The following is an 8,552-nucleotide window of genomic DNA, read 5'->3' as shown; positions in this document are numbered from 1 at the left end:
TCGGTTTCGCGGCGTAGCCGCGAAACCGAGCCAGAGAACTGATGTGGGGCAGCCATCCGGGTGCTTGCGCACCCGGCAGAGAGCTGCCGGCCCTCCGGGCCTATTGCGCAGTAACTGATGCGACGTCCCCGTTTGGTGCCGATTCAAACAAGGCAACTTCTATGTCTAAATCTCGACATACGCCAAGCGGTCGGTTTCCTCGGTGATCCATTTTAGTTGCACCGCGTGGGTGGCGGTTAGCTGATCGGGGGCTAAGCACCAGGCCCAATTTCCCTTCGCTTCGCCGGGCGTGTTCATCTTGGCTTCGTTGCCGAGACCCAACAAATCCTGAATCGGGATGATGGTTGTGTCGGCAGCGGATCCCAGGACTGACTTGATCAATTGCAAATGGATGTTGTCTTCGCTAACGACCACATCTGAAATCAGTTCACGAAAACCATCGTCGTTGATCTGTGACTCGTACCAGCCGATCACCGTGTCATTGTCATGCGTTCCCGTGTACGCCACGCAGTGTGGTGGATAGGCGGATGGGCGATGATAGTCATCGTCGGCACTGCCGTACCCAAACTGCATCACTCGCATGCCGGGGAAACCTAACGCGTCCCTTAATTCGTAAACCGCATCCGTGATCAATCCAAGATCTTCGGCGATGATGAGCATTTCGCCCAATTTGTCTTCCGCGGCTCGAAAGGGAGCTTCGCCGGGACCAGTCACCCACTTGCCATCAACCGCTGTTTCCGCCGTAGCGGGAATTTCCCAGTAGGCCTCGAAAGCGCGAAAGTGGTCGACTCTTAGCATGTCAAACTGCTGCAACGTGCGGGCGAAACGATCGGTCCACCATTGATAATCCGTCGCTTCCAATGCATTCCAATCGTATTGCGGGTTGCCCCACAACTGACCCGTCTTGCTGAAATAATCCGGCGGCACACCTGCGACCAGCGATGGGCGTCCCGTTTCATCGAGCGAGAACAGTGATTGATTAGCCCAGACATCGGCGCTTTCGTGAGCGACAAAGATCGGCATGTCACCGCAGAGCAAAACGCCACGATCGTTGGCGTATTTTCGCAGCGACATCCACTGGTGATCAAAGATGAATTGAACGAACTTTGCGTGTTCGATCTGCTCGGCCAATTCCTCGTCGGTCCGCTGCATCGCGGCGATGTCACGCAGTGCAATTTCTTTGGGCCAGAACGACCAGTCGATCTGGTCATGCTTACGCATCAGCGCGTCGTAACGAGCAAAGTCGTCCAGCCAATCAGCCGACGAGGTCTTGAACGACTCGAACTGGTGAGTCAGCCCAGCGGGCGGCGACTGTTTGAAACGATTGTGGGCAAGTTTCAACAGCGACGCTTTGCCGCGGATCACTCGATCAAAGTCGACGAAGTTTGCGTCGTCGCCCATCGCCAGTTCGCCGGCAAAACTGGATAGTTCCTCCGCTGAAATCAATCCATCCGACACCAGCCTATCGGGACTGATCATGACAGGATTGCCTGCCATCGCCGAGTAGCAACTGTATGGTGAATCGTTGCGAGCGGGTGGACACAAAGGCAGCATCTGCCAAATGGTCTGACCAGCATCGACTAAAAAATCGACGAATCGTCGCGAAGTCGGTCCAAGGTCGCCGACGCCATGTTCGCTTGAAAGCGAAGTGACGTGACACAGAACACCGCTCGAACGTCGCCCCAGTAAGCCCGACATCACGAACCTTGGAGCGGCTTGGCGCTCCAGATTTCGTCCGCGTACTGACCGATCGTGCGATCGCTCGAGAACCAACCGCTGTGTGCAGAATTCAGGATACTCATTCGATTCCAACGTTCTTTGTCGCGATAGCAGTCGCCCGCTTCCTGCTGGGCATCGATGTAGCTGCGAAAATCGGCCATTGTCACCCATTGATCTTGCGGATTCCGCAAACCGGATGTCAGCAGATCGAAAATGCCGGGTTCGTTTTTGTTAAACGTTCCGCCTTCGATCAATTCCATCACTCGGCGAATTTCTTCATCACCCGCGATGATTCCGTTAGGATCATAGGCCTTGCGAATATCGACGACACCGGCCGCGTCCAAGCCGAACAGGAAGAAGTTTTCCGCACCCGCTTTTTCGCGAATCTCGATGTTGGCACCGTCCAGCGTTCCGATCGTCAGAGCACCGTTCATCATGAACTTCATGTTTCCGGTCCCCGAGGCTTCTTTACCGGCAGTGGAAATCTGCTCGGACAATTCAGTTCCCGGACAAATGATTTCCATCGTCGAAACGCGATAGTTCGGGAAGAACGCAAGCCGCAACAATCCCTTGGTCGCAGGATCGTTGTTGACCACTGACGCGACATTGTTGATCAGTTTGACGATCAACTTTGCAACGTGATAACCCGGTGCCGCTTTGCCACCGATCAGCACGCAACGCGGCGTCATGTTTTTGGTGTCGCCACGGCGAATGCGATCGTACAAATGAACCACATGCAAAACGTTCAAAAGTTGACGCTTGTATTCGTGAATTCGTTTGACTTGCACATCAAAGATCGCATCTTCCATGAACTCAACACCGGTGTGTTGCAGAACATGTTCGGCAAGCCGACGTTTGTTTTCTTGCTTGACCGCGATCCACTTTTTCTGGAACGCCTTGTCGCTGGCCAGCGGCGCGAGCTTGGCCATTTCGACCAGGTCGCCTTCCCACTTGTCGCCAATCGTGTCGTTCAACAAATCGCGTAGGCCGGGATTACAGTGCGACAGCCATCGACGCTGCGTCACGCCGTTGGTTTTGTTGTTGAATTTCTTGGGCCAGATTTTGTAAAAGTCCGCGAACAAACCTTTCTTCAACAATCCCGTGTGCAACGCAGCAACACCGTTGACGGAAAAACTGCCGACGATCGACAGATAAGCCATGCGAATGTGCGGTTGGTCGCCTTCTTCGACAAGCGATACGCGACGCAGGACGTCCACATCGCCCGGGTATTCCTTGGCAACTTGTTTCAGGAATTTTGCGTTGATGTCGTAAATGATTTCCAACAAACGCGGCAACAAACGACTGAACAACGCCACGCTCCAGCGTTCCAATGCCTCGGGCAACAACGTGTGGTTTGTGTAGGCCATGCAACTGGTCGTGACCTTCCACGCCTCATCCCATTCCAGGCCGTGTTCGTCCATTAGCAATCGCATCAGTTCGGGAACGGCACAGGCTGGGTGAGTGTCGTTGAGCTGGAAACAATTCTGTTCGCCAAACTTGGTGAAGTCGTCGCCGTTCTTTTCGACCCATTTCGCAATGATGTCCTGAAGGCTTGCCGAAACGAGGAAGTACTGTTGTTTCAGCCGCAGCTCTTTCCCGTTCTCGCTGGAGTCGTTGGGATACAACACCATCGAAATCTGTTCAGCGTTATTCATCTGAACGACTGCGTCGGTGTAGTTGCCCGAATTGAACTCGGCCAAATTGAACACGTCCGCTGTGCTGGCTTTCCACAAACGCAGCGTGTTAACGGTGTCGTTTTTGTACCCAGGGATTGGCATGTCGTAGGGAACCGCCAACAAGTCATGCGTATCAACCAGCGAACTGACCTGTTCGCCTTTTTCGTTGATCGAACGTTGGGTGTGTCCATAGAAACGAATCGTTCGCGTGTCTTCGGGACGCTCGATTTCCCATGGGTTGCCATCGCGAAGCCAGTGATCAGGTGCTTCGACCTGGCGACCGTTTTCGATCAATTGGTGGAACATGCCGAATTCATATCGGATGCCGTAACCAACGACGGGTAATTGCAAGTTCGCACAACTGTCCAAGAAACACGCTGCCAAACGTCCGAGTCCGCCGTTGCCCAAACCAGCGTCAAGTTCCTGGTCCGCGATCTCTTCCAGATCGACGCCGTAGCCTTGAAGTGCTTCGCGAACCGGCGATTCCAAATCAAGGTTTTGAACGGCATTGTTGAGCGAACGACCCAGCAAAAATTCAAGCGACAGGTAGTGAACTTTACGCTGATCGGACTGCTCGAAAAGCTCACGAGTCTTACGCCACTTTTTCGTCACTCGGTCGCGAACCGTGGCCGCGAGAGCTCGATAGCGATAGTTATTGTTCACATGACTTTCGTCATGACCAAAGGTGTAAAGAAGGTGCCTTCGAATTTCATCCGAAATCGGCAGCAGCACGCCGTTGGATGGTTTCGATGAATCGCTTACTTGAGTTTGGTCCAGCATCTAAAAATACTTTATTGAGTAGGGGTGCATCGAGAAATCAAAGCTCTACCCGAGCGGCGTACAGTGTCGCGATTCCGAAGCGATTTGTCGAGATAGTAAGTTCAGAGAATTGACGCCAGGGTCAATCCGCTTGAACACGCAGCATTTTAAGGGTCTTGGAAGCCGCATCGATCTCGAATTTGAAATTGTCCAGAAAGCTCATTCCCAGCAAAGGCTCGGCTGAATCAGCGGTTTCGGAAAGCACCGCCGCGTCAACGTTTTCCGCCTCAAAATTGCCGATACGCACATAGGGCAACGTGACTCGGCGGCCCATGATCGTCCGCCCATCAGCCGTCATTAACCGGATCTGCGGAGCGTCACTGGGGATCACGACTTCCAGTTCGATCGCGGTTTTCGATGGCAAGCTGACAATCGAAGCACCGCTATCGAGCACCATTGGCGTCGTCTTTCCCCCTACGACGACATCGACATACATGGATCGATTTTCGACGCGCAGGGCAATGACTTCGCTAAAAATTTCTTGCTCGATTTTTGCTAACCGTCGTTCCGCCGATTTCAAAATCAAACCCGCCGACTGCTCCAACGGTACATCAAAGTTTGCGTGGGCTACCGAAATTGCCGTCCTTACCTTTTTGTCTGCCAGCGACTTGGTAATCTCGTCCGCGATTTCCGTCAGGTCCTCGCGAATTTTTAGAACCGATTCCGCGTAGCTCGCTTCGGCTTTACTGAGTTCGCTACGTTTTAGGCCCGCAAATTCTTTCAGCTTTTCCAACTGGTCTCTCAGTATTTGTTGTCGAGCAATGTTTGCATTGATCAATCCCACCAATCGATTGTTCATTGTCGTGTTGGTTGCCCGAGCTAGCTGTAGACTCAGTTCGCCGTTCTGGCGATTCATCAGCAGAGTTTGCTGGCGGTTGAGTTTGACGGCCTCATCGGCGGCCTTCCAATCATCGCGAACTGTTTTCAGTTCACGCTTGCTTCGACTGAGTCCTGACATCGCACGCGAGACATCTGAAACCTTGGTCGATTGGATCGATTTGCCGCTGCGGCGCAAATTGTTTTGGTCAAAGATCTTATCGGCCTTTGCAACGACCGCTGGGCTATAGGTCGTGGAGGATGCCGATTCGGGTTGGACGGTTTTTTTCGTAGCATCCTGAATCGCGTCATCCTGATTCGCGTCCGGCGCGGCCGCTTCACTCATCAGCGAACCGGTCAAAATCACCATCGCAATCAATAAACTGTTAACGCCAGTGGGCATCGCCCCGCACGTCCTGCGGTGGACATCGCGCGGGGCGATGCCCAGGCGGCTTAACGAATGATTTCGCTGTTTTACTGGATAAAGGTGCTTCACCGCGTTACCTGATGGGGCAAACGAAAGTCGCAATTTTGATTCATCGAATGTCCGTTTAGTCAGTTCTGACCGCCTGGGTCCGGTTCCATCCGCACAGGATCCTGCCACCCTGTTCGATTTGACCCTAATTCGCAATACTTCATTAGACCAGTTTAACCAAAACCTTCTGGAGATTTACGTTATGGGACGCAGTGGAGTCATTACTTTCAAGGGCAATCCAATGACCTTGCAGGGCGAAGATGTTGCCGTGGGATCGTCAGCGCCCGCTTTCAATTTAACCTACGCCGACAATGGGCTGCAAACGCTGACTTTGGACGATTTGAAGGGCAAGCCTTCGATCATCAGCGTCGTGCCCAGCTTGGACACGCCAACTTGTGCCGTTCAAACCAAGACGTTCAATCAAGAATTGGCCGCCATGGGTGACAAAATCAACTCGGTCACCGTCAGCCGGGATTTGCCGTTCGCCCAAGCCCGTTTCTGCGGTGCCGAAGACGTCAAAATGCGTACCGCCAGCGATTACAAGGACCACCAATTCGGTACCGACTTCGGCGTCACGATCGATGAACTGCGTCTGTTGACCCGTGCCGTCTTCGTGCTCGATGCCGAAGGCAAGGTCGCCTACAAAGAAATCGTGGCCGAAGTCACCGAAGAACCAGACTACAGCGCCGCAATGGCAGCGCTGCGCATGCTGGTTTAGTTGCGATTAGCGAATCGCTCTTCGGGAGTTGCAACACGACTTGTTAAGTTGGTCGTGATCGCAACAGCAATCGTCAGCCGCTGGCCGTAAGGCCTCTGGCTTGCCCGGCCGCTTACGCGTCGCGGCTCATTGAATCGACGAACCCTGAAAGCTAATTGCTAAAAGCTAATCGCTAAAAGCTCTTTCCATGTACGTCGTTGCCGCTCTCTACCGTTTTGTTCCGCTCGAAGACTTTGCGGATCTTCGTCATCCTGTTTTGGATGTGATGAACCAAAACGGTGTGCGCGGCACTCTGCTGCTTGCACCGGAGGGCATCAACGGCACGATCGCGGGGACGCGGCAGGGCGTCGACCGGCTATTGGATCACCTGTATCGCGATCCGCGTTTTGCCGATACCGATGTCAAAGAAGCCAGTGCCGAAACGATTCCTTTCCGACGCGCCCGTGTTCGGCTGAAGAAGGAAATCGTCACGCTGGGGGTCGAGGGCATCGATCCTCTAGCCAGCGTCGGTACCTATGTCGATGCCGAAAACTGGAACGCCTTGATCGATGATCCAGACGTCACGCTGATTGATACTCGCAACGACTACGAAGTTGCGATCGGTACGTTTCAGGGGGCAACGAATCCTGAAACCGAAAGCTTTCGCGACTTTCCCGACTACGTCGACAAGCACCTCGATCCTGACAAGCATCCCAAGGTAGCGATGTTTTGCACCGGAGGCATCCGCTGCGAAAAATCGACCGCGCTGCTGAAACAACGAGGCTTCAAGGAGGTCTATCACTTGCGCGGCGGAATTTTGAAGTACCTGGAAACTGTCCCAGAAGAACACTCGCGCTGGGAAGGCGACTGCTTTGTTTTTGATGACCGCGTTGCCGTGGGGCAAGGCTTGAAAGAATCTGATCACGTGATGTGCTATGGATGCGGATGGCCGGTGTCGAAAGAAGACCAACAACATCCAGACTTTCGCAACGGCGTCCACTGTCCGCATTGCCGAAGCATGTTGAGCGAAGATCAAATTCGCCGGTTTTCCACTCGGCAATCTCAAATTGATCAGAATCGATCCTAATCGCATGGACATTCGGTCAATTCAAAACGGTAATGCAAAAGGGCTGGTCGCAACCGTGGTTCGTATCGGCTTGCGAATGGCCGCGTTCCCCTACGCTGCGGCTATCGGACTGCGAAATAGAAGGTTCGATCAAAAGCAAACCGAGATACACAAAGTCGATGTCCCCGTCGTTTGCATTGGAAACTTGACGGTCGGTGGGACAGGAAAAACTCCCATCGTTTGCCACCTGGCCCAATGGCTTCGCCAACAAAATGTTCGCGTTGCAATTATCAGTCGAGGTTATCGGAGCGATGGATCTGGTTCCAATGATGAAGCCAAGGAAATGGCTGAAAAGTTGCCGGACGTCCCGCAGGTTCAAAACGCTGATCGATTCGCTGCGGCGACCACCGCGGTGGATGAATTGGAAAGTGAATTCTTATTGATGGATGATGGATTTCAACACCGTCGATTGAATCGCGATCTCGACATTCTGGTCATCGATTCCACCAATCCATTTGGATTCGGTCATCTGCTACCACGCGGTCTGCTGCGCGAACCTGTTTCAGGCCTCGCCCGCGCGGGCGTCGTCCTGTTGACGCGTTGTGATCTGGTCAGCGATCAAGAATTGGAATTCATTCATCGGACGGTCAGCCAGCACTGCCACGAAGGTGTTCCCTGTTTGCGAACCCAGCACGCCACAAAAGAACTCTTTCAATACGATCGACAAACCCAGCCAATCCAATGGCTTCAAGACAGGAAAGTCGTCACTGTTTGTGCGATCGGAAACCCGACTGCTTTTGAAAAAACAGTCCAGCAATGCGGCGCAACAATCCTGGATCGGATTCAGTTCCCTGACCACGATGACTTTGGCCCGGCAGCGATAGCTTCACTGGTCGAAAAGATCAAAGGACAGCGTGATCAGGTGGAAGCGATCATCTGCACTCACAAAGACCTGGTCAAGATTCAAACCGATCGTCTTGCCGGCGTCCCGTTGATGGCAATCAGCGTCGAGCTAACTTTTCGCGACGACCCAGGGCCGCTCTACGACAAGTTGACAGCCCTGATTGGTGTCGTCACTGATCCCGAGCGAAGTCGAACAGATCAACGCGAATAGCCGTTGATCGCAGGGTTGTCCTGGACCGCTAAATCATTGCAACGCAGCAAATTGGGCAAGCTGCACCATGGCAGGCAACACAAACTGCAGCGCTGTGAAGCATTGTGGCAACTGCACATTTTCCTGGTCGCCAGCATGTAGGCCGTAGCGAGCCATAGCATCGGAAGAGC

Annotated in this window: 6 protein-coding genes; 3 read left to right on the top strand and 3 right to left on the bottom strand. The window is 53.3% G+C overall.

Annotated features, from left to right (window positions below):
• Window positions 1-165: 165 nt before the first annotated feature.
• The 3 genes from malQ to RC85_RS23865 all read right to left on the bottom strand — a co-directional run bounded on the left by malQ (window position 166) and on the right by RC85_RS23865 (window position 5,433).
• Window positions 166-1,698 carry a 4-alpha-glucanotransferase gene (gene malQ, locus RC85_RS23875; RefSeq protein WP_068267258.1) on the bottom strand — a complete coding sequence of 511 codons (1,533 nt, stop codon included), beginning with the start codon at window positions 1,696-1,698 and terminating at the stop codon, window positions 166-168.
• Complete coding sequence (locus RC85_RS23870; protein WP_068267257.1) at window positions 1,698-4,175, bottom strand: glycogen/starch/alpha-glucan phosphorylase; 2,478 nt, start codon at window positions 4,173-4,175, stop codon at window positions 1,698-1,700. Before RC85_RS23870 ends, malQ begins: the two co-directional genes overlap by 1 nt.
• A 121-nt stretch (window positions 4,176-4,296) precedes the next feature.
• A complete protein-coding gene (locus tag RC85_RS23865; protein WP_084422979.1) occupies window positions 4,297-5,433 on the bottom strand; it encodes a retropepsin-like aspartic protease family protein in 1,137 nt (378 codons plus the stop codon).
• A gap of 274 nt (window positions 5,434-5,707) precedes the next feature.
• Between RC85_RS23865 and tpx the strand changes: the two genes are divergently transcribed.
• The 3 genes from tpx to lpxK all read left to right on the top strand — a co-directional run bounded on the left by tpx (window position 5,708) and on the right by lpxK (window position 8,382).
• Entirely contained in the window at window positions 5,708-6,223 is a 516-nt protein-coding gene (tpx, locus tag RC85_RS23860) for a thiol peroxidase (protein WP_068267256.1), read from the top strand.
• Between the two features lie 187 nt (window positions 6,224-6,410).
• Complete coding sequence (trhO, locus tag RC85_RS23855) at window positions 6,411-7,289, top strand: oxygen-dependent tRNA uridine(34) hydroxylase TrhO (RefSeq protein ID WP_068267255.1); 879 nt, start codon at window positions 6,411-6,413, stop codon at window positions 7,287-7,289.
• A gap of 4 nt (window positions 7,290-7,293) precedes the next feature.
• On the top strand, window positions 7,294-8,382 hold the full coding sequence (gene lpxK, locus RC85_RS23850) for a tetraacyldisaccharide 4'-kinase (RefSeq protein WP_068267254.1): 1,089 nt from the start codon (window positions 7,294-7,296) through the stop codon (window positions 8,380-8,382).
• Window positions 8,383-8,552: the final 170 nt, after the last annotated feature.

Origin of the sequence: Rubripirellula obstinata (assembly GCF_001642955.1) — a bacterium.
Classification (GTDB): Bacteria; Planctomycetota; Planctomycetia; order Pirellulales; family Pirellulaceae; genus Rubripirellula; species Rubripirellula obstinata.
Note: the sequence above shows the minus strand (reverse complement) of the source record. Positions and strands in the feature narration are given on the sequence as shown.